24 protein-coding genes and 2 pseudogenes are annotated in these 24,379 nt (G+C 63.8%); 10 read left to right on the top strand and 16 right to left on the bottom strand.

The window, feature by feature from the left end:
* Positions 1-303: 303 nt before the first annotated feature.
* Genes frdD through ACFVJ3_RS14165 form a run of 5 tightly spaced genes read right to left on the bottom strand, consistent with a single transcriptional unit; the run spans position 304 to position 3,890 of the window.
* Positions 304-690, bottom strand: coding sequence for a fumarate reductase subunit FrdD (gene frdD, locus ACFVJ3_RS14185; RefSeq protein ID WP_378452621.1), 387 nt, complete (start codon positions 688-690; stop codon positions 304-306).
* Complete coding sequence (locus tag ACFVJ3_RS14180; protein ID WP_378452755.1) at positions 687-1,106, bottom strand: fumarate reductase subunit C; 420 nt, start codon at positions 1,104-1,106, stop codon at positions 687-689. Before ACFVJ3_RS14180 ends, frdD begins: the two co-directional genes overlap by 4 nt.
* 26 nt (positions 1,107-1,132) lie before the next feature.
* Positions 1,133-1,900 (bottom strand): succinate dehydrogenase/fumarate reductase iron-sulfur subunit, encoded by a 768-nt coding sequence (locus tag ACFVJ3_RS14175; protein ID WP_378452620.1) that lies wholly within the window; start codon positions 1,898-1,900, stop codon positions 1,133-1,135.
* Positions 1,897-3,654, bottom strand: a complete 1,758-nt coding sequence (gene frdA, locus ACFVJ3_RS14170) for a fumarate reductase (quinol) flavoprotein subunit (protein ID WP_378452619.1) — start codon at positions 3,652-3,654, stop codon at positions 1,897-1,899. Before frdA ends, ACFVJ3_RS14175 begins: the two co-directional genes overlap by 4 nt.
* 2 nt (positions 3,655-3,656) lie before the next feature.
* Positions 3,657-3,890, bottom strand: a complete 234-nt coding sequence (locus ACFVJ3_RS14165; protein WP_378452618.1) for a hypothetical protein — start codon at positions 3,888-3,890, stop codon at positions 3,657-3,659.
* A 256-nt stretch (positions 3,891-4,146) separates the two neighbouring features.
* Here ACFVJ3_RS14165 and ACFVJ3_RS14160 point away from each other — a divergent pair, with 256 nt between their 5' ends.
* Positions 4,147-4,932, top strand: a complete 786-nt coding sequence (locus tag ACFVJ3_RS14160) for a hypothetical protein (protein ID WP_378452617.1) — start codon at positions 4,147-4,149, stop codon at positions 4,930-4,932.
* Between the two features lie 39 nt (positions 4,933-4,971).
* On the opposite strand, the pseudogene ACFVJ3_RS14155 reads toward ACFVJ3_RS14160, so the two are convergent.
* From ACFVJ3_RS14155 to ACFVJ3_RS14145, 3 genes and pseudogenes are all read right to left on the bottom strand, one after another.
* Positions 4,972-5,271: pseudogene (locus tag ACFVJ3_RS14155) on the bottom strand (hypothetical protein); the annotation flags it as partial.
* A 223-nt stretch (positions 5,272-5,494) separates the two neighbouring features.
* Positions 5,495-6,473: pseudogene (locus ACFVJ3_RS14150) on the bottom strand (ERCC4 domain-containing protein).
* A gap of 343 nt (positions 6,474-6,816) precedes the next feature.
* A complete protein-coding gene (locus ACFVJ3_RS14145) occupies positions 6,817-7,503 on the bottom strand; it encodes a pentapeptide repeat-containing protein (protein WP_378452754.1) in 687 nt (228 codons plus the stop codon).
* A gap of 685 nt (positions 7,504-8,188) precedes the next feature.
* Between ACFVJ3_RS14145 and ACFVJ3_RS14140 the strand changes: the two genes are divergently transcribed.
* The gene (locus ACFVJ3_RS14140) at positions 8,189-8,515 is read left to right on the top strand and encodes a hypothetical protein (RefSeq protein WP_378452616.1); all 327 of its coding nucleotides are present in this window, start codon (positions 8,189-8,191) and stop codon (positions 8,513-8,515) included.
* A 72-nt stretch (positions 8,516-8,587) separates the two neighbouring features.
* The gene (locus tag ACFVJ3_RS14135; RefSeq protein WP_378452615.1) at positions 8,588-8,914 is read left to right on the top strand and encodes a hypothetical protein; all 327 of its coding nucleotides are present in this window, start codon (positions 8,588-8,590) and stop codon (positions 8,912-8,914) included.
* A gap of 867 nt (positions 8,915-9,781) precedes the next feature.
* Here the strand turns inward: ACFVJ3_RS14135 and ACFVJ3_RS14130 are convergent.
* The 5 genes from ACFVJ3_RS14130 to ACFVJ3_RS14110 form a co-directional block, all read right to left on the bottom strand.
* Positions 9,782-11,185, bottom strand: a complete 1,404-nt coding sequence (locus ACFVJ3_RS14130; protein WP_378452614.1) for an FAD-dependent oxidoreductase — start codon at positions 11,183-11,185, stop codon at positions 9,782-9,784.
* Between the two features lie 16 nt (positions 11,186-11,201).
* On the bottom strand, positions 11,202-12,089 hold the full coding sequence (locus tag ACFVJ3_RS14125; protein WP_378452613.1) for a diiron oxygenase: 888 nt from the start codon (positions 12,087-12,089) through the stop codon (positions 11,202-11,204).
* A gap of 481 nt (positions 12,090-12,570) precedes the next feature.
* Positions 12,571-13,446 carry an ABC transporter substrate-binding protein gene (locus tag ACFVJ3_RS14120; RefSeq protein WP_378452612.1) on the bottom strand — a complete coding sequence of 292 codons (876 nt, stop codon included), beginning with the start codon at positions 13,444-13,446 and terminating at the stop codon, positions 12,571-12,573.
* A gap of 51 nt (positions 13,447-13,497) precedes the next feature.
* Positions 13,498-14,241 (bottom strand): SDR family NAD(P)-dependent oxidoreductase, encoded by a 744-nt coding sequence (locus tag ACFVJ3_RS14115; RefSeq protein ID WP_378452611.1) that lies wholly within the window; start codon positions 14,239-14,241, stop codon positions 13,498-13,500.
* A gap of 307 nt (positions 14,242-14,548) precedes the next feature.
* On the bottom strand, positions 14,549-14,842 hold the full coding sequence (locus ACFVJ3_RS14110) for a hypothetical protein (protein WP_378452610.1): 294 nt from the start codon (positions 14,840-14,842) through the stop codon (positions 14,549-14,551).
* Between the two features lie 214 nt (positions 14,843-15,056).
* Here ACFVJ3_RS14110 and ACFVJ3_RS14105 point away from each other — a divergent pair, with 214 nt between their 5' ends.
* On the top strand, positions 15,057-15,713 hold the full coding sequence (locus ACFVJ3_RS14105; protein ID WP_378452609.1) for a TetR/AcrR family transcriptional regulator: 657 nt from the start codon (positions 15,057-15,059) through the stop codon (positions 15,711-15,713).
* Positions 15,714-15,742: 29 nt separating this feature from the next.
* On the opposite strand, the gene ACFVJ3_RS14100 is transcribed toward ACFVJ3_RS14105, so the two are convergent.
* On the bottom strand, positions 15,743-16,060 hold the full coding sequence (locus ACFVJ3_RS14100) for a helix-turn-helix domain-containing protein (protein ID WP_378452608.1): 318 nt from the start codon (positions 16,058-16,060) through the stop codon (positions 15,743-15,745).
* Positions 16,061-16,082: 22 nt separating this feature from the next.
* The gene (locus ACFVJ3_RS14095) at positions 16,083-16,487 is read right to left on the bottom strand and encodes a nitronate monooxygenase (protein WP_378452753.1); all 405 of its coding nucleotides are present in this window, start codon (positions 16,485-16,487) and stop codon (positions 16,083-16,085) included.
* Positions 16,488-16,594: 107 nt separating this feature from the next.
* On the opposite strand from ACFVJ3_RS14095, the gene ACFVJ3_RS14090 reads away from it, so the two are divergent.
* Positions 16,595-17,308, top strand: coding sequence for an SDR family NAD(P)-dependent oxidoreductase (locus ACFVJ3_RS14090; RefSeq protein WP_378452607.1), 714 nt, complete (start codon positions 16,595-16,597; stop codon positions 17,306-17,308).
* Positions 17,309-17,326: 18 nt separating this feature from the next.
* Entirely contained in the window at positions 17,327-17,698 is a 372-nt protein-coding gene (locus ACFVJ3_RS14085) for a YybH family protein (protein ID WP_378452606.1), read from the top strand.
* 175 nt (positions 17,699-17,873) lie between these two features.
* On the opposite strand, the gene ACFVJ3_RS14080 is transcribed toward ACFVJ3_RS14085, so the two are convergent.
* On the bottom strand, positions 17,874-18,809 hold the full coding sequence (locus ACFVJ3_RS14080) for a LysR family transcriptional regulator (RefSeq protein WP_378452605.1): 936 nt from the start codon (positions 18,807-18,809) through the stop codon (positions 17,874-17,876).
* A gap of 505 nt (positions 18,810-19,314) precedes the next feature.
* Between ACFVJ3_RS14080 and ACFVJ3_RS14075 the strand changes: the two genes are divergently transcribed.
* The 4 genes from ACFVJ3_RS14075 (at position 19,315) to ACFVJ3_RS14060 (ending at position 22,654) form a co-directional block, all read left to right on the top strand.
* Positions 19,315-19,896 (top strand): hypothetical protein, encoded by a 582-nt coding sequence (locus ACFVJ3_RS14075; protein WP_378452604.1) that lies wholly within the window; start codon positions 19,315-19,317, stop codon positions 19,894-19,896.
* Positions 19,897-19,903: 7 nt separating this feature from the next.
* A complete protein-coding gene (locus ACFVJ3_RS14070; protein ID WP_378452752.1) occupies positions 19,904-20,740 on the top strand; it encodes a mycofactocin-coupled SDR family oxidoreductase in 837 nt (278 codons plus the stop codon).
* Between the two features lie 172 nt (positions 20,741-20,912).
* The gene (locus tag ACFVJ3_RS14065) at positions 20,913-21,671 is read left to right on the top strand and encodes an SDR family oxidoreductase (RefSeq protein ID WP_378452603.1); all 759 of its coding nucleotides are present in this window, start codon (positions 20,913-20,915) and stop codon (positions 21,669-21,671) included.
* A 452-nt stretch (positions 21,672-22,123) separates the two neighbouring features.
* Positions 22,124-22,654, top strand: a complete 531-nt coding sequence (locus tag ACFVJ3_RS14060; RefSeq protein WP_378452602.1) for an ABC transporter ATP-binding protein — start codon at positions 22,124-22,126, stop codon at positions 22,652-22,654.
* The last annotated feature ends 1,725 nt before the right edge of the window (positions 22,655-24,379 follow it).

Raw genomic sequence — 24,379 nt, 5'->3', positions numbered from 1 at the left:
TGTGAGGACTGCCGGGTCGATCTAGCGCTCGTGTACCGAGTCCACCTACCAACTGGTGCGGTTGATCTCGTAGGCGCAAGACTCGTGACGGAAGTCGCTGCTACGAACTGATTTTCCGGCGTGTTGGGCCCACACCGCCCTGTACCGGAGCTCACGGAGGCCACCGTTGCGCGCAGGTCATCGCCGGCACAATGTCCACGCCGGCAGGACAATTCAACGCCCTTTCAGGTCGCGGCACACGCATTCACTGCCCGAACGGTATCCGCGCGGCGTGTGCGGGTCCCGCGATGACTGCATCGGGCGTCACCATGCGCTGATGAGCAGATACGCGGCCACAACGGACCCCACCACCGCGCCGCCGTAACACAGCACCACGATCACCCCACCGGCCCGCTCGAGACGCAAGCCGTGATACAGGACGAAGCGAAATCTATGCGCCCAGTGGAACAATGCCAGAACACAGAGCCCGAAGAGCACCAGCAGTGTGACCGGATGGTGCAGCACCGACAGCAGGTGGGAGTGGTCGGGCGCGGCCAACCAGCCGAGCGGGATCGCGACGCCGAACAAAACCAGCAGTACGGGAATCAGCAAGGCCGCGGTCATGCCACCAGCGCTGAACAGCAGCCACGCTGCAGGTTCCAGCGATCTCGGTGTGCTCCGATTCCGTGCCGGTGTCCTCTTTGTCGTCATCGCAAGATCACCCACGCCACAACCGCCGAACACGTCGCCCACAGGCCGTAATGCGCTGTGAGCACCACACGTGGCGGAACTGGCCGCCCGCGCAGCCGGACCACCATCGCCTTGGGCGCCAGGTTGAACCACGTCACGGCGTGCAGCAGCACGAAAGCCGAGGCGATCACGTCGAGCGCGACCACCCCCGGGCGGGCGCTCCAGTCGAGGAACTCCTGGTAGGCCACGGGACCGGAGCTGACCGCGTCGACCAGCATCAGCAGGAACACCACAAACCACGCGACGAACACACTCGACAGCTCGCGCATCATGAACAGGAAGTACGAGCGTCGCCGAAGCCACCACAACCGCGACACCGGTGGCCGGTACGGGCGAGCCGGGTATGCGCCTCCGGCGCCGGTGGGAGCGGTGTCCATGCCTCCAGCGCCGACGGGTCCGGCGGTCACCGCGCACCTCGGGGCAACAGGAACTCCTTGAGCGACTTCGTCGCCGCGGTCAGCTTGTAGCGTTGGATCGCGCCGGCGGGGTCGACGCCCTTGGGGCATGCGACGCTGCACTCGCCCACGTAGGTGCAGGCCCACGCGCCCTCCGCGGAGGCGAGTACATCACGCCGGTCCTCGGCGCCCTCGTCCCGCGAGTCCAGGTTGTACCGTTGCCCCAACGCAATCGCCGCCGGGCCGACGAACAGGGGGTCGAGGGCGTACACCGGGCAGGCGGCGTAGCAGAGCATGCAGTTGATGCACATGCTGTACTTCTTGTATTCGTCCATCTGCTCCGGTGTCTGCAAATACTCGCCGTCCGCGGGCTCGGTGTCGTCCGAGCGGATCAGCCATGGCTTGACCGTGGGCAGCTTCTCCATGAAATCACTGATATCGACGACCAGGTCGCGGATCACCGGGAAGTTTCGCATCGGCTCGACCCGGACGGGCCCCGGCGCGTAGTCGGTCAGGAATGTCGAGCAGGTCAGCTTGGGCTCGCCGTTGACGGTCATGCCGCAGCTGCCGCAGATGCCCATCCGGCACGACCAGCGGTAGGACAGCGTGCCGTCGAGGTGGTCCTTGATGTAGTTGAGGCCGTCGAGGATCGCCCACTGCTTGCGCAGCGGAACCTTGTAGCTCTGCAATGCCGGCTCGGACTCCTGCTCGGGGCGGTAGCGCGAGACCTCCATCGTGATGGTGTCGGCAGTGGTTGTGTCCGCCACGGCTCTCATCTCCCGTATACCCGCTCGCCCGGCGGCCAGCGGGTGATCGTGACCGGGAGGTACGAGAAGCGGGACTCCCCGTCGGGCTCCCGATGAATCAGTGAATGGGCCAGATACCGCTCGTCGTCACGCGCGGGGAAGTCGGTGCGCTGGTGGGCGCCGCGAGACTCCTCCCGTCGCAGGGCGCTGCCCACGATGCACTCGGCGACGTCCAACATGCACGACAGCTCGAGGGTGGCGACCAGTTCGGTATTGAAGGTACGGCTGTGGTCATCGATGGCCGCGCCGGCGTAACGCTCCCGCAGCGCCCTGAGTGTGTCGACCGCCTTGCTCAGTGTTTCCTCGTCCCGAAAGATGCCGGCCCCGGCCTCCATCGCATCCTGCATCTCGGTACGAATGTCGGCGATGCGTTCACGACCCGAGCCGCCCTCGCCCTGGTGCCGGGCAAGCTCGGTTTCGAGCCGGTGCTGCTCGTCGCGTCCCTGCGCTTCGACCGCCGCGCTGGATGACCTGGTGCGTAGTTGCCCCACGTAGTCCGCCGCGGCCTGTCCTGCGCGGGCTCCGAAGACCAGCAGTTCCGGTAGGGAGTTCGAGCCCAGCCGGTTGGCGCCGTTGATGCTCACGCACGCGACTTCGCCCGCGGCATACAGGCCGGCCAAGTCGGTTGCGCCGTGGATGTCGGTGTGGATCCCACCCATCATGTAGTGCACGACCGGGCGCACCGGGATGAGTTCGTGGACCGGGTCGATGTTCTGGTAGCTGGCGCACAGTTCGCGCACGAATGGCAGTTTGGCGTCGATGACGTTCGCGCCGAGGTGGCGAAGGTCTAGATGGACGATCGGCCCGCTGGGGGTATCGATGGTCCGGCCTTTCTCCTGCTCGTGCACGAATGCCTGAGAGAGCCGGTCGCGCGGCCCCAGCTCCATGCTCCGCAGCTGAGGTTCGGGAGTGGGTGTGCCGAGGTCGTAGTCCTGCAGGTAGCGGTAGCCGTCCTTGTTCAGCAACCATCCGCCTTCCGCACGGGCGGCCTCGGTGATCAGGATGCCGGTGAAGGGTAGGCCGGTCGGGTGGTACTGGACGAACTCCATGTCTTTCAGGCCGGCGCCCGCCCGGTAGGCCAGAGCCATGCCATCGCCGGTCTTGATGTTGGCGTTGGTAGTGAAGGGGAAGACCCGACCGCAGCCTCCGGTGCACATGATGACGGCGCCGGCCAAGATCGTCTCGATCCGGCCGGTGGCCAACTCGATCGCCACCACGCCGCGCACCCGGCCTTCGTCGACCAGAATTGTCGTGACGAACCACTCGTCGTAACGCACGATGTCCGAATAGGACAGTGCCGTCTGGAACAGTGTGTGCAGTAAATGAAAGCCGGTCTTGTCGGCGGCGAACCACGTGCGCTTCTTTCGCATTCCGCCGAAAGCGCGCACGGCAATGTGCCCGTTCGACTGTCTGCTCCAGGGACAGCCCCAGTGTTCGAGGCGAAGCAGCTCGGTCGGGGCTTCCTCGATGAATGCCTCGACGGCATCCTGGTCGGACAACCAGTCGCTGCCGGACACGGTGTCGTAGGCGTGTTCGTCGAGGGTGTCGTCATCGGCGATGACGGCAGCGGCTCCACCCTCTGCTGAGACTGTGTGGCTGCGCATCGGATAGACCTTCGACACGATCGCGACGCTCAGCTTCGGGTCGGCTTCCGCGATGGCGATGGCCGCACGCAGGCCCGCGCCACCGCCGCCGACGATGACGACGTCGTGGAATGCGGTCATTTTCAGGCCTCGTGATTGCCGCTGTGCTCGTCCTTCAGGACCTTGCCGTCGTGGCGGATGGTCTTGATACGGACGGAGCCGTCGTGGAATTCGTGGCGAATTATGCGGCAACCGCAGGCGTAGGTCCGGTCGTCGATGCGCAGGCCTTCGTCGTCGTTCTCCTGGTGCCGTCGACCGTCCACCACACGCCCGCAGGGTGCTCGCTCCGCGGCGAAGGGTGAACTCGTGCGGATCATCGGCCACCTCCCTACCCCTGGCGGACGGCCAAACCGCTGATCGGTCTCCTCGGCCGGATTGTGGGCCGGACGCCAGACGACGCAGTGTGATCTAGTTCACACTGGACGATACGCCTCTTCGCTCACGGTTCAGAGCGGATGCCGGTGGCCAGCGCTGAACCTCAGGGCAGCCTGTGATCCACGGTCACAAACAGCGGCCCGTCCCAAATGCGAGCGGGGCTGTCGCGGGTGAGCCGGCCTAGACCAGACTGAGAAGATGCTGATCCTCTCGGGCGCCAACGCCACACCCACTGCCACACTCGGTATACCGGGCAGCGTCGTCCACCTGTGTGTACGCGTTCCCGTCTCGGACCGTTCCTTGACGGCCGGGGCGATCCGCACACTCCTGGTGGCCGACCTGACCCGACGGGTACTCGAGGATGTGCACCGCTCGCAGGTCGCACTCACCTTTCTCGCCTCCCGACCCGGTTCGCCCTTGGCGCCAGGCGATCTCGACGTGTGGATGATCCGCCCACCGGCGGGAGTCTTCGATTCCGTCGATGCCGCGGCGGCCGGAGTCGGCACCTCGGTCGGGCTCATGGTCACCGCGGCCGAAGACGCAACTGCAGAGTCTGCTCTGACAGTCGGTGCCGCGGCCGGGTCCGAGCCGCTCGACGATCTGATCCACGCCGGTCATGATCAGTTGACGCTGCGTTGTGTGCTGCTCTCGACGCCGTACCGGCAGCAAGCGCCCTTGACAATAGAGCGGATCGCCGGCGCCGCGCGGCTGTTGCATCGATGGCGGCAGCTCGTCGCCGACTGGAGCACGCACACCTCCGTTCCGATGCCCGCAGACATCGTCGAAGCCGCGTATCGTGCATTCGACCGAAACCTCGACATGCCGGCGGTTCTCGACCTGATGCACCACGTCGAGTCCGACGCCGCGATCGCCCCGGGCGCCAAATTCGAAACCTTTGTCCACCTCGACCGGGTGCTCGCCTTCGATCTGACCCGCCACCTCGGCACGGGGCTCCCGCCGTCGACCTCGAGCACAACGACCTGATATGGACGCAGCCGCGGATCGACTGTCGACCTGAGCGCCTCAATTGAAGGCGTGCTCTGCCCTCCCGCGGTTACACCCGCACCAACACTGCACTGGGCCGTTCGGTGATCCACGCCCTAAGCCCGGGGACGTCACGGTGACCGCGGCGCCGAGGCTGGCCAGCCAGCGCAACACCAGTCCGTCGAGCGCAGCCAGAGCGAAGCGTGCGATTTTGTCGACGGGCGTACCCCAGATGATCCCGGCCCGGTGTGTGCACAGGTCGAGGAATGCGATGGCTTCGGTGCCCATGGTGCGGTACTGCTGGGCCGCGATCGCCCCGGCAGAATCGTTGCCGGCACCAAGGAGTTCACGAAGACCTGCGCAGCGATCGCCGGCGCCAACTCGATGAGCTGTCCGCGGCGAACATCCGCGGGAAGCCACTGCGACATCAGCAGATGGGATGCGCTCGAGCCGCAACGGGGGCTGAAGCCGGCGACCGCATCCTTCGGCCGTGTCGGAGCACTGCCCCAGAACGAGGGGCACGGGAGCTATCCGCTGCACCCCCGTGTACGTCGGTGGACGATTACGGGGATCCCGCGTGAGCTGCCGCGAACGCTCGCATCACCACCGCCGGGATCCGCCCCTTCTCCGACACCGCGATGCCCTGAGCCCGGGCCCAGGCGCGGACGACCCCGGGACGCGGCAGGGCCAATTCCGCAGTCAGGACAGGACCGGCGGTCGCGAACGTGGTTTCGAGATCAGCAGTCGCCCGAGCCGATTCCCACTCGTGCAGACATGCGCCCAGCCAGCGGTAGGTCCACTCCTGTGCCAATTGCCGGCTCTCGCAGAAGGTCACCGGCAGCGCCGGGAACCGAGCCTGCAATTCGGCCAACCCTCCGCGACCTTGGCGCCGCTGACGTGTTCGAGCTTGAACAGCCGGCTGTACCGGTCCTCGACCACCACGGCGGCCCGAGGCAACGCAGTCAACTCCGCCGCCGCGTATGTCATCCGCCCGGAAAGCAGGCTCGCCGCAAGATCCTCGAGCGTCTTGCGTTCCACCGCTGCAACGATCTCGTCACCGACCTCAACCGCGTAGTCCCCCACCGGCAGCCGTCGCCGCACCGTGCTCGCTTGCTGCTTCGCGAAGTTGTACGGATACTTTTCGGCGGTGTCGACGACGATGTCGAGCACGCGGCCGTGGGCCCGCGCCGTCGGCACCGTCACCGCGGGCCTCGCCTGTTGAGCGGTGCGCGGCGACTGCCGGAAGATCACCTCCCGCCCCCGCGCTCGGGTCACCACCAGTGGGAGCGGCTCTCTCGGGCGCGAGTGAGCACCAGGTCGATCGCGGGGCCTCGCCGGGTGCACGAACGCACCTCGAGCCGCTCGAGGATCTCGGCGTCGGCCGGCCACCCCTTGGCCCGGTAGCAGTACACCTTGGATTCGCGGGGCCAGGGCCGCTTGGCCTTGACCACGATGCCGCCCGGTCCCAGCGGGACCCGGACCAGATAGGGAAGCGTCGAATCCGCTTCCGGATTCCGCGCGATCAGCAGGTCGTCGGGCATGATGCCAGGGTAAAGGCCCAGCCGCAGAACTTCGACCGACTCGCCTGGACCTCGCGCGAACTGATCCAGCATCTGGGTGGCACCTAGTCATCGATCAGCACCACTGATGACGAGCGAGGCGTTCGCGCCGATCACTACCAGTACACGTACGACGCTCGACGGGACAGCACTGCGATTCAGCCCGCCCGACGGTGTTGCGATACCGAGGCTCTGACCCGTGCCAGCACTGGCCCAACCCTTCACCGGCTCCACCTCTTCAGCGAGTCACGCCACGCCGATTCGTCCGGCGCTGCATCGGGACCGAAGCTGGCGGGGGTATCTCGCGTCGGTCGGCGACCAGCCGCTAACTGCCGAACAAGTCCTGAAGCGAACCGTCCGTCGAAGCGGGTGAGATTTCGATGCTCACGCCGGTGGTGGCATCCGGCGACACGCCGTTGCTCGCGGTGACGGTGATCGGGGACAACCCCGCCGCGGTGGGCGTCCCCGACAACACGCCCGCAGCGGACAGAGTGAGTCCGGCAGGCAGTGGGTCCGCCGTCGTCACCGTCGGGACCGGGGTGCCGGCCACCGTGAACGCGAAGCTGTACGAAGTGCCGACGGTGCCCGCCGGGGGCGTACCCGAGATGGTGGGAGCAACGCCGAACGGAGACACGTCGACGTCGAAGGTGAGGGTGCCCGGATCACCCACGTTCGTGCTCACGCTGCAGGTGACCGGCGTCGTTCCCACCGAGAACACGCTTCCCGACGCAGGGGTACAGGGTCCGAACGTGACTGGATAGCCGAATGCCATCGCGGGATCGACCCAACAGACCGTCGCGGTGCCGCCCTGGTCCGCCTGTGCGGTCTGATCTCCGGGGCTCAGCAGCGTCCCGATGAAGTCTGCGCCAGTCAGGTTCGCGCCGCTCAGGTCGGTGATCCCCAAGTCCTGGCCGAGCATTGCGCCGGTCAGGTCCGCCTCGGTCAGGTTCGCGCCGCTCAGGTTCGCACCGGGGCAGGCCGCGTGAGTGGCGGGGGTGGGACTGTCAACGATTGCACGAACCGATGACGATGCCCGCCGCCGCGACCGGGACCGCCGTCACCGATCCGCCCACGGCCACCCCGGTAGCCCATCCACCCCAAGAGCGGGCCAGCAAAGTGGACTCCACGCAGACAGTTGAGCAATTCACGATGTCTTCGCAGAACGTTACAACCACGACCCCTGGGGACAATCCGCTTCTCGCCGTCGTCCGGCCCATCCCTCGCAATGCCCAGAGTGCGGTTCCAGGTCCGCCGGCGGTCGCGCTCAGTGCCTCCGACTCGCGGTCCGCACGCCCACCAACGGCGAAATCTGCACCTACGACGGCCCGAACCTGCCCTGAAACTGCTGCGTCGGAGCGCATTTCGATTTCCTGGTCCCCACGAGCACCCGGGCGGGCGAGGAGGATCGGATACCGCAGATGATCTGGTGACGGTCACCTTCTCGTACAGGTCAGCGCCCCACAACCGCGGCAGCATCCGAACCCATCGCGAGTCGTCGGCTGCCGAGACTTCATACGCACACCCCACTCACCACTCGGCGCCGGATGCCGGATGCCGAACCGTGGCGGTGACTACGCGCCCGGGGGGACGCTCTCGATCCTGGGGGTGCGGACCCCACCCCTCAGGTGCCTACCCGCCGGTCTCCTGGTGACGCAGGCTGGAGACAGCCAACGATCCACACGCAAGAAGGACACTGCATGCCCCGCAACACCGCCACCCACGCAGCCCTCATCGGGCTTGCTGCCCTCGCGATCTCGCTCACCGGCACCGCCGGCACCGCCGCCGCCAAGCCCGTCTCACCCCAACCAGGCACCGGTCAAACAGCACCGGCCGACCGCAGCCCCGGCCAAACCGCCCGGGTCTACGGCACTTTCGATACCGGCAACGAGTTACAAGATCAGTGGTGCGAGGGACAGGCGGACATCGCCAACAGCCAGAGCGCTGACGGCAGAGACGGCAGCAGCGTCGAGACCGCAAACCGCGCCAACCAACGCGGATGCAAACTCTTCATCCTCTCCGAATAAGCCCCACCCAACGGAACACCCACTCCCTGACGTACGACACCCGTAACTTCAATCCACAGCACAGGACACTGCATGCTCCGCAACACCGCCACCCACGCAGCCCTCATCGGGCTTGCTGCCCTAGCGATTTCGCTCACCGGTACCGCCGGCAACGCCGCCGCCAAGCCCGTCTCACCCCAACCAGGCACCGGCCAAACAACACCGGCCGACCGCAGCCCCACCCAAACCGCCCGGGTCTACGGCACCTTCGATACCGGCAACGAAGCGCTCGACGGATGGTGCGAATCGATGGCGGATTCAGCCAACGCCGAAAGCGCAGACGGCAGAGACGCCACCAGCGTCGAAACCGCGAACCGCGCCAACCAACGCGGCTGCAAACTCTTCATCCTCTCCGAATAAGCCCCACCCACGCCCTTTGCGGCTGGCAGGAAACGTCAGCCCGGCGGCCGATTCAATCCTGCGGGAGTCGGCCACACCCGCGCCGACCTCTCCCACCAGACCATCCGCGGTGAACCGATCCACATCATCTGCCCGGTCCCCGATTCTCGACCAGCAGTCGGGAATGCGCACCGACATAGGCGTCATGCCCGAGCAAAGTGGAATGCCATGGGCCGATGTTTGTCGAACAGCCCTGGGACGTTGCCCCCGGGTACTCCCAGTGACTCAATCTCGGCGCCATCGAACGAATTCCCGGAGGAAAAAGCGTCCTGCTCTCCGATGGAGGCTTCGATGCGGTCCGAACCGGGCAGAAGGGCCTCGTCAACGGCGCCTCCGGCAGCATCGGCGCCGACGGCGTGGGTGGGATCCTGGGGTGCGGCATCGGCGGGGCAGTACAAAGTCGGCGGAAATCGTGACCACGTGGCGGGCGTCAACCTGACAAACGAGCATTGCTGGGACGCGGACACGCCGTCCGCAAGCGCGGGGAGAATCCGCAGACCGGGTGACCGAGCATGCGCCGGTGCGCCGATGCCGCGACAAGAAGAGTCCCACTCCGCGCCGGCCGCGGCATCGCCGTGTCCGTCGTAGTGCTCCCGCCGCGACACCACCGGTGGGGGTGAACCAGACAAAGATTGCTCCTGCGCCACAAGCGTCGGTGTGGGACACCGTACAACCCGCAACACCGCAAGGTGTTACGGGTAGCCGTGAAGTACATACATCTCCCACGCCAGCCACGTCAGTGGCAGGAAGTATGACCCCGATGTAGACGCTGTCCGAACACCCCGAACGGCGGGATGCGCAGAAATGGGGTGTAGAGAAGACCGGGCGTCACACCCGCGAGTGCAGGTCTGCGGCGAGTTGCGCCACAGTTCCCGTGGCGCAGCTACGGTTGTCGCCGACGCCGCCGGAGGCGCCTCGTTTCGCCCAGCCGACTACATACAGTCCGTCGAGCCGCTCGCCCGTCTCGAGCGAGATCACTCGTCCTCGGCGGTTGGGCACGACCCCCCGCTCGTCCACGGGGATGCCGTCGATCTGCTTCGTCGTGAATCCGGTGGCGCATATCGCGGAGTCCGCGAGGAAGGTCCGACCGCTCGTCGTGGTGACGGCGACGCCGCCGGCCACTGTCTTCCCGAGATCGGTCACCTCCTGTCCGAAGGACAAAACAACGCGCAGCCTGCCCGCGTCGGTGGCGGTCGGGCCGTCTGCCGCGCAGATATCGGCAGCGGGCAGGGCGTAAATGTCACGTAGCAGCGGGGCGTCTGCACCCGCACCCGGCGGACGGCCGGAGCGGTCGATCAGCACCTCGACGTTCTCGAGGTCTAGAAGCTCGTAGAACGCCGACGGCGTGAAGGAGGCGCGTTCCGGGGCCGAGCGCGACAACACCACCACCTCCGTCACCGCTTCGGCCGCGGCACCTCGGTCGCGTGTATTGGCCATCCATCGGATGACATCGAAGGCGACGTTTCCCGCCCCGATCACGAGGGATCTCGGTCCCAGCGGCCCGCGCGGGCGAAAGCCGGAGGCCCCACAGTTCTCGGCCACCAGAATGTCGATGGCCTCATAGACACCCTCGCCCCGATCCGCAGTCATGGGTCCGAGTCTCCGCGGCTGTGAAGCGCCACACGCGAGCACTATGGCGTCGAATCTGGTCCGAAGGTCTTCGACCGAGACATCCACGCCGACTTCCGTGTTGTGGATGATCGTGACGCGATCGTCGTTGAAGGGCACGTCGAAGAGTCGGATCACGTCGCGAACGCCGACGTGGTCCCTGGAGACGCCCCGGCGCAGTAGGCCTCCGATTTCGCCGTGTTGTTCGAAGACGGTGATGCGTACCGAGGTCGATCGCCGAAGGAGTTCGCGAATGGTATACATCGCCGCCGGCCCGGATCCAACGACGGCGATCCTCGGCCTGTCGCTCGGCCTGCCCAGCGGTTGCTCGAAGCGGATCCGTCGCGACCGGGGGCGGGACTTGGCGGGAGCCTGCTCGAAGAACTCTGCGTTGCGGGCCGCGTAGGGCCGTTCGGTGACGGTCAACATCCACTCGGGTTTGATGGCAGACGCCGGGCAGGCCTCGACGCAGGCGGTGCAATCGATACACGAGCGCGGGTCGATGAATAACGTCTCGGCCGCCTCGAAACCCGCTTCGCCGGGGGCGGGATGAATGCAGTTCTGCGGGCACACCCGCACGCACGAGGCGTCCTTACAGCAATGTCCTAGGACAACATGGGTCACAACGACTCCTGCTTGCTCAGAGAAGATTCGATTTTCGGTAGATCCATCGCGCGCCGAAATTCAGCAGCCCTTCTCTGCTCAGGAATTCGATAAACGGTTCTGCGGCCCTGCGGAACATTATCCGGTGGTGTTCGTTTGCGGCGATTTCCGGCCCCACGACCTTCCAGTCCAGGCCGAGGTCCTCGTACATTCGACGATTGACCAGGCTCTTCGCGACGAGATGCGTTCCCATCGCGATGACCAGAGTGCTGACAAACCGTCGGACGCGCGAAATCTTGATCAACCGAGTGCGGATCTTCTGACGCGCGTACGCCATGTGCCGGGATTCCTCGATAACATGGATATAGCAAGCCCTGCGGATGGGCGCGGCGACGTCTTCGCTCGCCATCCAATCACGTTGCATGACGTCGAAGATCTCTTCTCCGGCCAGTACGATTCCGTACGCCACCTCGTCCCATGCGATGGTCCTGAACAGCCATCCGAAAAAGTCCAGTGAGCGGTCGCGTCTATAGAAGTGCGATCCGATGCTGTCGATGACGTTGACGAACATCAACGAGTGCAGGTTCTCGTCGGCGCATTCGTTGAACAGAAACTTGATGTCCGGGCGGGCTGGGTCCGCACTGTGGCTGGCCCGGAGCAACGCCACCTGCAATCCCACCTCTAACCAGATTCCGACGCCCAGGAACTGCGCGACCTCGCTTCTGGTGAGGCGGACGCGTTCCGACTCCTCCATGGCCTCCCACGTAGCGGTGCCGAAGAGAGGCGACCACTCGGGTGTCATCCCGTGAAATTCGGCGTCATCTGGATCGAATTGGCAAACCAGGGGGTCCCGCGGATCGAATGAGAGGCGCTTGGCCGATTCCAAGAGAGTCTCGAATATCGCATCCCTTCCGGAAGTCGTCATCCTTCCTTACTCCTATGTCCTGTTCCAATCGAATCTCGAATCGATTAGAGAGCTAATTTGATTATCTCAGGTGCAAAAACTCACCCTTGCGCTCTGTCTCAACTGTGTTCCGCCCGGCATTCGAGTCGGTTACGGCAGCAATCGCAGAACTTGCAGCGTACCTCGCCACCGAGTCGACGATCAGGTTGCGGCATCCACTGAATTGATCTTGATCGCCTCGGCGTTTTCATGAGAATTCAAGTAACACGCAGTTGTTCTGGGAAACCGCGGATCGAGCAGGGGCGGTCTCTATGCGCCCCGACGCCCAGAGACGTCGCCGGTCAGGGCGCACCGTCACACTGTCCTCGTGCTGGGCGAAACCGGTCAGGGCGTAACCCCAACGAATGTCGGCGTCGTATTCGCCGGCCTGCTCGGCAAGCCCCTGAACAGATTTACGCTCATGTCGACCTCCGGGTTCCCGAGAACGCATCAAACAGGCTGTTCACAAGAAATCTTGGGCGGGCGAATAGATCTCGTCGACGGCTACCTGCGCGACGCCCAGTTCGGCCGCGACGGAGTTCATCGCTTGCCGGGCTACGTCAAGGTCCACCTGGCCGTCGGGGGTGAAGTACGGGCCGATGTAGCGGTCGTAGTGCCGATGCGCTTCATCACGAGTGAGTCGGTTGAGGAACGAGGCGATGTAGTCGACGGCCAGGTGGGGCTGTTCGGCGATCGTCCGGAGGGCCCGTCGGTTGGCCCGCACCAGGGCCTGCAGCGCGGGGCTGTCCAGCGGAATATGAACAGGGTCCACGGCGACGCCCACGGTGGGGATCTGGAAGTGATCGCCCACCCAGGCAAGCAGGTGGAACCCTTCCTCCTCGGCAACCTGTTCGGGTGAGAGCGTGCTGCCGACGTAGGCAGCGTCGATGGAGCCATCCCGAAGGCGTCGCAGGTCCATCTGGTAGTCACCCGGATCGCGCACCACGCACTCAAGGTCGTGGTTGGGGTCCAGACCGTTCCTGCGCAGGACGATCCGGGCAAAACAACCGGGGGCCGTGTGAGCAGCGTGGACCGCCAAGCGGCGGCCGCGGAGCTCCTCCATGGATGTCACATCGGCGCTGCCGAGAAACCAGAACAGCGGACGATGGGTGTTGACGCTGAGCACTTTCCAGCCGATGCCGTCGGTCAGCCGCGACAACATGACGCGGCCTAGACCGATCGTTGCGCCGCGGCGCAAACGCTCCGTTTGCCAGTGGACCCCGTCGCGGATGGCGACGTGGACGCCTTCGGCCTCGTAATACCCTTCCTGGTCGGCTACATAGGCGACCAGTTCCTCGTGGATACCATGCCCGGCATAGGCCAGGTCGATCGTGTGCATGGCCGAAACCCTTCCCCGAATCTGATGACGTCCGCAGCGGCGGGACTGGTTTCACTCCATGGAAAGGCCGCCGTTGACAGGGAGGTAGTGCCCAGTGGTGAAGCCGGATTCCTCACTTGCCAAGAAGGCCACCGTCTTGGCCACTTCGTCGAGACGGACGAGGCGCCCCATAGGGTTGGTTGCGCCGAGGTGACCTATCTGCTCGGTCGTCAACTGCTCGGTCACCTTCGTTTCGTCGACCGTGGCGGGCGCGACGAGGTTCGCAGTGATCCCGTGCGGCGCCAACTCGAGCGCGATGTACCGGACGAATTGGTCCAGCGCCGCCTTGGCGGTGCCCAGTGTGATCATCCCCCCGCGGGGCTGGCGGGACAACCCCGTGCTGAGGTACACCAGCCGACCGTAGTCGCGGGAAATCATTCCCGGCACTACAGATTTGGTGACAAGGAATGCGGCGCGAAGCTCGCGGTCCAGCTTGCCGCCGAGCTGTTCCCAGCTCAAATCGGCAAACGACGTGACATCGAAGGGGATCAATGCGTTCTGCACGAGCACGTCGACTGCGCCCCACTTGTGGTTAACTTCGTCGATCATTTCGGTCACATTGTCGGGTACGGTGACGTCGGCTTGAATCGCCACGGCCTCACCGCCGGCCGCGGTCGCGGCCTGGACGACCTCGTCTGCCTCCTCGGCACTCGACCGGTAGTTGACGACAACCCGAAACCCCCGCTCGGCGAGGACGAGGGCGGTCGCCGCACCGATTCCCCGGCTGGCTCCGGTGATCAGCGCGACACGACGCATCAGCTATTCCTTCGCTCGGACCATGCGACTTCGAAATCCCCGTTCCGCGAATCAGCCATCTACATCAGCCCTCTCACGAGATCACAGGACCGAGCAAACCGTTACCGCTGCGAAGCGTGTGCAGATTGGTTCTGACACGTGCGACTCGCGTCTTTGCCGTCCTCCTCTGTGAGTCGAATGCGCTGCATTCGCGCACTCGTCTCGATTCCCACTCTTCTCGCAGCCGCGAACCTGAGTCAATATGGGTTGCGGAGGTAGTCGCGGGGCGTCGGCGACCTTCTGGCGCAGCCGCTCGAGCGATACGACGTCATTGACCTCCATTCCGGTGCTGTCCTGCCGACTGATGGCGATCGTCGGACTGCGCGGCGGCAACGCGACGACAGCGCCGGCTCATCCACCGAACGGATGCGAGCATGCGCGGCACGATGAGATACACCGAGGTGGGAACGACGACACCGGTCAACACCATTGCCCGCAGCCACATCGGCCAGCTGGCCGTGATCGGCCCCGACAAGGCCATGACCGTCATGCCCAACGTGACGAGCGGGAAGATGGACACCCAGGTGACCGCCGCCCTTACGTGGATTGAGGGGTGCGGCACCGGCACAAGATCCCGAGCATGCCAGTCCGTCCGTGGATGGCGGCGCTTGGTGGTCGCCGGAGCGAGATGCTCCACCACTGCAGCTACAAGAACAAGAGATTCCATCCTGAGGCAGCCCTTCCCGAAATTCCAACTATTCAGTTGCACTCCGCAGAGTAGGGCATGCCTCACTCATTTGCAACCAAATAGTTGGGGGTTGCCGTAGGATGACCCAATGGCATGGGACACCGAACGAACCAAAAGGCTTCTGCTCGAGGCGGGCGTTACGGAGTTCAGCGCGTTCGGGCTGGCCGGCGCCCGTGTCGATCGGATCGCCGAGAAAGCGGGCGTGAACAAAGAGCGCATCTACCAGTACTTCGGCAAGAAAGAGGCGTTCTTCAGCGCTGTTCTCGAACATGAGTTGGCGACCTCGCTGGCCGCTGTCGAACTGTCAGGTCACGGGGTCTCCGCCATCGCGGACTACGCCGGCCGCCGCTTCGATTACCAACGTGCGCACCCTACTTTCACGCGCCTGAAGTTCTGGGAGGGACTCGAGCGCGAGGCACCCGTCGCGGCGGAATCGAGGCGGAAGCACGCTCGGGCAAAGGTCGCCGACGCACGGAAAGCGGTACCCGAGCTGTCCGAGACCGACGCCCAGGAACTGCTCATCACCATCATCACCCTCGTCGACGGTTGGGTAGCTCTCCAGACCGCAGACCAGCTGTTCTCGACACCGTCTCCAGACGGTCGCGATCGGGACTCTCGCCGACGCGATTTCATCGTGATGACCGTCGAGGCCGCGACTCGCGCCGCACTCGCCCGAACGCAGGCGGTTCAGGCAGAGTCGTCACGCCATTACGGGCCGTCGGGCGCTGAGGTCCCTGCCCGCTAAGCGCCGGCCCTTGGTCGTCGGCGCTGAATTCACGGTGATACGAGGGCGATTGCGTCGAGGACGGAGACGTCGACGTTGCGGCCGCGCTCGAGCCGTGTGTAGTAGTCGACGCTGACTCCAGCGAACTGGGCCAACTCCTCACGCCGCAATCCCGGCACCCGGCGGACCGTCGGCGTGGGTGTCAGCCCAACTTGACCGAGCGAGAGCTTCCCGCGGAAGCTGCGCAGCAACTCCGAGTTCGGCCGCTTGGCGGCCGCGACCGGGCGTTGGGCATCCGTGTCGCTCACGCTGTGCCGCAGCCCGCGTCGGCTTCCGAGATAGCGGGGTACTGCCGGAACTTTGGGCAAGGCTCCTTTCACCGCTCTGACATCACCACCCGACCCGACCGCCGCGACAGGGGGCGCCAGCAAGGCAGTAATCACCACTGCGTCGACCTTGACACGGCGGGACCTCGAGCGGAGTGAGGGTCCCGGAGTGGCCGCCCGCTGCGCGCACGGTCGCGACCTGATCGGCGAGCGTTTGCGGTGCCTTGTACCCGGCGGCGAGGAACCCGAGACCGCCGGCGCGAGCGGCGGCGATGACGAGAGCCGGTGTGGATGCGCCGCCGGCTATCGGGCCGCGATGATGGGAAGGGTCAAGTCGAGATCGGTTGCGGGCGTGCTCATGCCAATGCCTCCCTTGCTGCGAGAGGAAACAGTCTGCCCCCTCCCATGCGGTGCAGGAGCGGGGGGTTGCGTTGTCTGACACTGGCGCGTGTACCCGCCGCGCGCGCATCATCGATTCGTGAGCGAAACACCCCGTGGTCCGAATCGTAGTACCGGGATTTCGGGAATTTTTGCCTTTGCGCACCCACCACGATCCCGAAAGCGAGTATTCGACTCATGAGCACCACCCAGAAAGTTGCCATCGTCACCGGCGCATCCCAGGGCATCGGCGCGGCCCTGGTCACCGGTTACCGCAAGCTCGGCTACGCCGTCGCCGCGACCTCCCGCTCCATCGGCGCATCCGACGATCCCGAGGTGCTGACCGTGCCCGGCGACCTGTCCCAGCCGGGAACCGGCGCCGACATCGTCGAACAGACGCTGGCGCGGTTCGGCCGGATCGACACACTGGTGAACAACGCGGGAATCTTCGTGGCCAAGTCGTTCACCGACTACACCGACGAGGACTACGACGCCGTGACCGGCGTGAACCTGCGCGGCTTCTTCGACATCTCCCGCGGCGCCGTCGCCGCGATGCTCGCCCAGGGCCGCGGCGGCCATCTGGTGAACGTCACGACCACCCTGGTCGACCATGCCAACTCGCAGGTGCCCTCGGCACTCGCATCGCTGACCAAAGGCGGGCTGAACGCGGTCACCAAGTCGCTGGCGGTCGAGTATGCGACCCGCGGAATCCGGGTCAACGCGGTCGCGCTCGGCGTCATCCGCACCCCTATGCACCCGGTCGACACGTATGAGGCGCTCGCCGCCCTGCACCCGGTCGGCCGGCTGGGCGAGATCGGCGACGTCGTCGACGCGATCCTCTACCTCGAGCACGCCGGGTTCGTCACCGGCGAAATCCTGCACGTCGACGGCGGCCAGAGCGCCGGGCACTGAGAGCGAGGCGGACATCTCATGAACAGCACGGCTGAAAACGAAGAGATCTTGCGCAGGGTGCTCGACCGGTGGAACGCCGCCGTCGACGCGCACGAACCCCAGCACGTCGCCGCTGAGTTCACCGCGGACGCAATTTTCCAAGGCCTGCACCCGTATACAGTCGGACGGCAGGGTGTCGCCGACTACTACGACTCCCAGCCGCCGGGTATGACCGCCGCGTACCGGATCCTCGAAACCCGTCGACTCGCAGACGACGTGGTGCTCGGTTACCTGAGCGTCGATTTCTCCTTCACAGACAGGCCGACGCTGACCGTGTACCTGAGCGTGCTGGTCAAGCCCACGCCCGACGGCTATCTGATCAGCCACTATCAGGTGTCCAGGCTCAACTGAACCAGCCAGCGTAGCCCGATCGGCACTCACCCACTCCGAGGATCTCCGCGATGTCGACGAGCGGCATTCCGACGCATCTTGTGAGCCTGGCGGATCTTGTTCGCGGTAATCTTCGGGTTGCCGGCCACCGATGCGGCCGCCCAGGATGAACAAGTTGCCTATCCGTATGGCTTGGCTACCCCTCAGAGGTGGCCGAATAGGTACTCCGCGCAACGTCGAAGAGCGCATCGACGCCAGGGTGGTCGCGATCAGCGCGCGCACACAGAAAGACTTCACTCGGTGGTGCGTCACGGATAGGTATGAATGCGATGTCTGGCCTGTGATAGTAAAACGTTGCCGACGCTGGAACGATACTAATTGCTCTATCGATTGCCGCCAATTCTATCTGCTCTTCGAAGGATAGAACCGATGGCCCGTAAGGCGGGCTCGTGCCATTGGGAGAAGGATCGAGTGACCACCAATTGTGCCAATCGTTTGGCACGTTGGTTCGGGTCACCCTGGGTTCGGACTGCAAATCTTCGATAGTGAGATAGCTTGCCTTTGCCATCCGATTACTGACCGAGATCATGACCATTCGAGGCTCGGAAACGAGCTTAACAAAACGTAGTCCAGTAAGATCGAGTGGCCCTCTCGCGATGCATGCGTCTATCTCCGATGACTGTACAGATGAATTCTGCTCAGAAAAGTCGACGGAGATGAGCTCAAGTTCGAATTGCTTAAAATCATCCTCGAACCGACGAACGAAAACTGCCGTTAGCGGCCCCGCCGCAAGGGGAACGAAACCTAACCTTATCTTATCTCTACTACCCCGGAGAATCGACCCAACCAGTGCATCAAAACGATCGGCTTCTCTAATAATCCGGCCAGCGGATTCTAATAGAACCTGCCCCTCCTGTGTCAGTTGAGCGCCACGAGGAGTGCGATCGAACAGCTGGATACCAATTTCGTCTTCCAGTTTTCTGATCTGCTCACTAAGGGATGTCGGTGAGACGAAGAGTTCTTGTGCAGCACGACCAAAATGCCGGTGCTTTGCAACGGCTTGAAAGAGCATCAACCGCCGCAGACTCAGATTCAGCCGGCTTCCGCCATCGCCGTTCTCCGCTCGACTCATCCGCTCGACTCACCCTCTGTCATCAGTCGCCACCTCCGGTCGCGCAAGACCGACTGTCGTCGCGCGCACTAGGAGGGTCAGATCCGCGACACCAGATTGGGCGATCGCAGATTCCTCCATGCAGCGGGGATCACTTCATGATCTCACAGAGCGGCCTGGGCAACACTGGGGATCTACCTAGCGTCGAACCAGAGGAGGGTTGCGGTGGATTGCCGGGTCTGCAGGCGCCCTGCGGTGACCGCCGGCGGGCCCGAGAGGGTTTGCCGGCGCCTGCCCTGGGGGTGCGGATACACGCGGAGGGGGAGCCGGGCGCGGGCAGACCCCGGACGTTCCAGCCGGGCTCAAGGGCTACCGAGATTCTCATCCGGTTTTCCCGAAGACGATCGAAAGAATCGGGATGGCGTAGATCGCACCATCGACGTAGGTTTGCCATGCATCACATTAGTGGCGGTCCTTTTAACCGTCGCATCATCAGCCCCGCACAGCCCGTAAACAGGAGACTTCCATGCCCAACTTCGATCCACGCAATGTATGCGTCAGCCCCAATGAACTGCTCGAGAAGACGTCCGATCCTCGTCATATTGCGATGATCAAGAACTACAGGCTGCATGCAATGCTGGAGGTTTCAGGGCGCTGGAAAGAAATCTTGCAGGACAACATGATTGTAGAGAATCCTCACTATTTCATGTTCTACATGGATCAGGCCCTGACCCTGAATGGACGTGATGAAGTAGCAACGTTCTACTCCGCGCTCGATGGCTCCGGGGGAACGGTATTCGGACCACTGAGCGAAAAGATGGCCGTTGCCGACTGGGGGCTGGCGATCGAGTCGCACTTCGCGCACCACCTGCGGGGCTATCAGATCGAGGCTATGGGACTCACAGTTGAGAATTCGAAAGGTTATTACCAACTCGAGCATTGGTTGAGCACCTTCTGGCCGTACAGTGAGGATTGCCTTCTCATCGGCGAGAGAGTTTACGAGAACCCGGCTAGCCGAACCATTCGAGAGGTCGATCCCGCCGATTTTGTCACCCCTGACATTGCAGCACAGTTGCTGCAACCACTCATCGACGAGTACCAAATCTGACAAACCAATGGGATCACTACCGCTTCTCGGCAAGGTCGCCTTCATCACTGGGGCGACACGCGGACAAGGACGAAGCCACGCGGTGCGTCTTGCCCGCAACGGGGCAGACGTCATTGCCTTCGACATCTGTGGGTCGGTGACCACGGCTCCGTATGCGATGGCCTCCGATATGGATCTCGCTACGACAGCTACGCAAGTCACAGCTCTCGGCCGCCGTATTGTCACCGCTCAGATCGATGTTCGTGATCGCGGTGGAGTGCGCGACCAGCTTGATGCCGCTGTCGGGGAGCTGGGAGGCCTCGACATCGTCGTTGCCAACGCCGGATTCGCCAGCTTCTGTCCCGCCGATTCGATGTCGGACGACATCTGGGACGACATGATCGACGTCAATCTGACGGGGGTCTTCAATACGGTCCGCGCGTCGATCCCACATTTTCGCGCCGGCGGCCGCGGCGGTGCGATCGTTCTGACCGGCTCGACGGCCAGCGTCAAGGGCAACGCCAATCTCGCGCACTACACAGCTGCAAAGCATGGAGTACTCGGTCTGATGAAGGCGCTGGCGATCGAGTTGGGTCCTGACCGAATTCGTGTCAACGCAGTTCTTCCGACAACTACGGACACGGCAATGGTGCACAACAGCGCTCTCTACCAGCTGTTTCTTCCCGATCACCAAGCCCCTACCCGTGATGATGTCGCCGCCGTGCTCCCCGCGCTCCACGCTCTTCCAGAACCATGGGTGGATCCAGAGGACATCAGTGCCGCTGTCGAGTATCTGGTGTCCGCTACGGGTCGCTTCGTCACCGGGGTTGCGCTCCCTGTCGATGCCGGATGGCTTGTCCGGTAGCCGTCGTGACGGTCCGGCGAAGGCTGCTCGATGCGGTCGACCTGGAGAGATTCAGAGCGCGAAATATGGCCTCCACCTTTGCAAACGGTCTTCACGCGCGGTGGCGCTGACATACAACAGAGAGACTATTGAGGTATAGCAAATGCGCGATTTTGAAGGAAAAGCTGGCTTGGTGAGCGGTGCGGCCGGAGGCATAGGCCGCGCTACGGCAGTGGCGTTCGGCCGCCAGGGCGCCGGTGTCGTGGTTGCCGACCTGGAACACGTTCGCGACCAAGCACTCGAAACAGTCGCCCTCGTCGAAGAGGCCGGGGGAAAGGCGATCTTCATCCCGGTCGACGTCGCCGATTCGACATCAGTCCGGGACATGGTCGACGAGACAGTAGCGCACTTCGGGCGACTCGACTTCGCGCACAACAATGCCGGGATCTCGGGAACAGGGTTCATGGCTGAGATCGACGAGGACGACTTTGACCGCATCATCGCAGTCGACCTGAAAGGCGTATGGCTCGCGATGAAGTACGAGATCCAATACATGAAGAGCAACGGAGGCGGCACCATCGTCAACACAGCCTCCGAGGCCGGGCTCGTCGGAACTTTGTGGGCCGGCGCATATGTAGCCGCCAAACACGGAGTCGTCGGACTGACGAAGACAGCTGCCGGCGAATACGCCAACATGGGAATCAGGATCAACGCAGTCGCTCCCGGCGCCATCGGCACACCCATGGTTGCCCAGCTACCTGCGGCCGCGAAGGAGATGATCCTGGCCCCGCAACCGTTGCATCGGCTCGGAACTCCGGATGAAGTGGCAGACGCTGTGGTTTGGCTTTCCTCTGACAAGAGCTCGTTCGTCTTGGGCACAGTCTTGTCGATCGATGGTGGCGCCACGGCAAACGCCGAGTCGTACAACCCCGAGTTGAGTCCGTCCGCTTGACGTTACGGCGGAGGTGAGCCCGATCTTCCGGGTTATCGCTGCGCCGGCCACTTGATGGTGGGGTGTGGTGCGCGGTTGGCTCCGATGGGCGCAAGGTGATGGAGTCCGGAGAGGCTGCAGGCGTTGAGTTCGAGTCGGGTGCTGCCGGGGGCGATGCAGGCGAAACGGGCTGAGCTCCGTTCTGCGGTTCTCGGGTTCGTTTAGCCCGCTAAACCGGCACACCGGAGAACGGCGCTCCACGGCGAATGTCAGATTCAGAAGGCGACTGCACCGCTAACTGGCGCGTGCGACCGCGTGCACAGAGTTTCTGACGATGCCGGTTCAGGAGTGGGGTGCACGCTCTGCAGCGAGCGAGTGCGGCGGATCGAGCCGAGCGCGGGAATCGTGTGTTCGGCCGCCGAGGGTGATCGGTCGGCTTACCGTGAGCGTCGTCCGCGGCCACCGTGGACTCCATGAGGAGGGGCGACTACTGCAAAGTTCGAGCTGCTCAAGGACACAGCCGGCCGGTTCCGGTTTCTCCTGCGCTGCGAGCGCGCAAACTCGACCGCAGCGAGATTCGATCTCGTACGGTCGAGGCACTCAAATCGGTCGGTCTCGCCGACGCGGGAGGGAAGTATCCATGGCAGCTCTCAGGTGGAATGCAACAACGGGTAGCCATTGCCCGGGCGATCGCCACCCGACCCGAAATCCTCGTCATGGACGAGCCTTTTGCGTCGGTTGATGCCCGGACTCGATTCGAACTAGAAGATCTGACGCTGGCTCTGCAACACAAGTACGGGATGACGGTACTCCTCGTCACCCACGACATCGACGAAGCCGTTTACCTCGCCGAACGAGTCGTGGTCCTCAGCAAGAACCCCTGCCGAGTTCGCGAGATCATCGATGTGGACCTCGGACAGAACCGGGACCAGATCACCTCGCGTGAGCTACCGCAATTCATCGAAATACGTCACCGTGTCATGCATCTGATCCGAAACTCGTAACCCCGCGGCAGTAGGCAGCTCGAACGTAAGAATATTCGTTTTGTCCGTTGTTCACAGCGGTGAACAACGGACAAAACGAACACTATTGAGGCGCGGTCGATGATCCGTATTGAACCCGGCCCGCGCACTTGGTCGCCAGACCGTGCTTCCCATCCGAAGTAGCCCATACAGTGGGCGGCGATCCCCGCTGCTGCGGCCGTCGAGGCTCGTGGTTTCCGCATTGTCGCGCAACTCCAACGGACCGCCCAGCCACATGCCGGTGTGCTGCAGGCCCATCGCCGTTTCCGGCGGGCAGACACGGCAGAACTCCGGGTGGATCTGCCATGGGCTTGCGGTACAGGTCATAGGCCAGATGGGCTCGAGGGCAAGGGAATGATGGTGTCGCTGTCCTAGGGGACCTTTTGATCAGGGGTCGCGGGAGCTAGCGAATCCGACAGGAGCGGGAGTGACGAACACGAACGGATCGGCACGGTCGATAGTCGCACTCCAGTGCATCGTGTGCAGGTGGGGGCATGGACGCAGCCGTGGATGATTTGGTTCGTCCATCATCGGGGGGTTCAGCTCGCCCAAGTCGACCATCTCCACGGTGAACCCGCCGTGCTCGACCGACCGTAGACGAGATGAACCACGTCGCGACTTTGCCCCCGACCCGTCCGGAACATGTCCTGGCGATCACCACTTGCACCGTCGGGTTCTTTGCACTTGACTCGAGTATGACTGTTACCCGAGTTGAATCGAGGTCGAGTGGTCCAGCTGAGACCGTTCGCGGAAACTGAATGGGCGGAGTCCATTCCATGGATCACGACCAATCGACAGGACTGCAACCAGTAGGGCCAACACCGTAGGACTGCTCATACCCACAAGTGTGGGACTGGTCTACCGGCGCGGGGACGTGTACGGGACGACCCAGGCGACACTACGACTCCTCACCACACCCGCGCTCCGTGACGGGAGTGCCGCTCGTGCCCGTGAACTCGCCTGCTACAAGCACTTTCAGCGCATGAGGCAGCGACACGTCGACCACGGAATCAACTGCACGGAGCGAACAGGCGTAGGCGAATGAACCGGCCGGACTCATCGAGTGGGACACTGATGAGCGGCATTGAGGACGCCCGCCGACGGGCAGGGGCGTAACCATCAGCTGACGTTGCCTGCCGACGTCCGGCGGCTAACCGTAGGGCGCTCACCGATCCGACGTAGCGCTGACATCGGACCGTACGGTCACCCGCCTGCGGCGAACGACTGGCCGGACGGAGACGGCTCCAATCGGGTGACATCTTTCAAATCGGTGTCACCGCGGTTGCCTTCACCAGCCAGCACCGCCCCGGTCCCGACACGTCGCAGGTACGAATCTTATCGCGGCCCTCGCGGAGCACCGCATCACCTTCGACGAAGACGCGGCACTCGCGTATCTGTCCGCCCGGCACGATACCGTGTCCGAGAACAGTGTGAGCCCAGTCCAGGATCGACTTCGCTATACCGACGAACAACTCAAGCAGGAGGCGCACGACCTTGCCGATCGCGTTCGCCAGTCCACGCCTTACTGCGCCGCAGAACGTGACTACTGCGCGTTCACGCTGACCTCGACGAGTGACCTACTCGAGAAACTGCCCCAGTCGATGATGGTCATGCTAGTGGTGTGTCTCGCAAATAATTCTTGATCGATTCGATAGAATCCGTACATGAGGAACCCGGTACCCGCTTTGGAGATTTCCGATGGGCAGC

The organism is Rhodococcus sp. NPDC127593, from assembly GCF_042671975.1.
GTDB lineage: Bacteria > Actinomycetota > Actinomycetes > Mycobacteriales > Mycobacteriaceae > Rhodococcus_F.
Note: the sequence above shows the minus strand (reverse complement) of the source record. Positions and strands in the feature narration are given on the sequence as shown.

Bases quoted from the DNA above. Each gene is read 5' to 3' on its own strand.
- ACFVJ3_RS14060 (WP_378452602.1), top strand. From the start codon at position 22,124: ATGAGGAGGGGCGACTACTGCAAAGTTCGAGCTGCTCAAGGACACAGC.
- ACFVJ3_RS14075 (WP_378452604.1), top strand. From the start codon at position 19,315: ATGCCCAACTTCGATCCACGCAATGTATGCGTCAGCCCCAATGAACTG.
- frdA (WP_378452619.1), bottom strand. From the start codon at position 3,654: ATGACCGCATTCCACGACGTCGTCATCGTCGGCGGCGGTGGCGCGGGC.
- ACFVJ3_RS14085 (WP_378452606.1), top strand. From the start codon at position 17,327: ATGAACAGCACGGCTGAAAACGAAGAGATCTTGCGCAGGGTGCTCGAC.
- ACFVJ3_RS14095 (WP_378452753.1), bottom strand. From the start codon at position 16,487: ATGCGCGCGCGGCGGGTACACGCGCCAGTGTCAGACAACGCAACCCCC.
- ACFVJ3_RS14070 (WP_378452752.1), top strand. From the start codon at position 19,904: ATGGGATCACTACCGCTTCTCGGCAAGGTCGCCTTCATCACTGGGGCG.
- ACFVJ3_RS14090 (WP_378452607.1), top strand. From the start codon at position 16,595: ATGAGCACCACCCAGAAAGTTGCCATCGTCACCGGCGCATCCCAGGGC.
- frdD (WP_378452621.1), bottom strand. From the start codon at position 690: ATGACGACAAAGAGGACACCGGCACGGAATCGGAGCACACCGAGATCG.
- ACFVJ3_RS14175 (WP_378452620.1), bottom strand. From the start codon at position 1,900: ATGAGAGCCGTGGCGGACACAACCACTGCCGACACCATCACGATGGAG.
- ACFVJ3_RS14080 (WP_378452605.1), bottom strand. From the start codon at position 18,809: ATGAGTCGAGCGGAGAACGGCGATGGCGGAAGCCGGCTGAATCTGAGT.
- ACFVJ3_RS14115 (WP_378452611.1), bottom strand. From the start codon at position 14,241: ATGCGTCGTGTCGCGCTGATCACCGGAGCCAGCCGGGGAATCGGTGCG.
- ACFVJ3_RS14180 (WP_378452755.1), bottom strand. From the start codon at position 1,106: ATGGACACCGCTCCCACCGGCGCCGGAGGCGCATACCCGGCTCGCCCG.
- ACFVJ3_RS14160 (WP_378452617.1), top strand. From the start codon at position 4,147: ATGCTGATCCTCTCGGGCGCCAACGCCACACCCACTGCCACACTCGGT.
- ACFVJ3_RS14165 (WP_378452618.1), bottom strand. From the start codon at position 3,890: ATGATCCGCACGAGTTCACCCTTCGCCGCGGAGCGAGCACCCTGCGGG.
- ACFVJ3_RS14120 (WP_378452612.1), bottom strand. From the start codon at position 13,446: ATGCACACGATCGACCTGGCCTATGCCGGGCATGGTATCCACGAGGAA.
- ACFVJ3_RS14140 (WP_378452616.1), top strand. From the start codon at position 8,189: ATGCCCCGCAACACCGCCACCCACGCAGCCCTCATCGGGCTTGCTGCC.
- ACFVJ3_RS14125 (WP_378452613.1), bottom strand. From the start codon at position 12,089: ATGACGACTTCCGGAAGGGATGCGATATTCGAGACTCTCTTGGAATCG.
- ACFVJ3_RS14135 (WP_378452615.1), top strand. From the start codon at position 8,588: ATGCTCCGCAACACCGCCACCCACGCAGCCCTCATCGGGCTTGCTGCC.
- ACFVJ3_RS14105 (WP_378452609.1), top strand. From the start codon at position 15,057: ATGGCATGGGACACCGAACGAACCAAAAGGCTTCTGCTCGAGGCGGGC.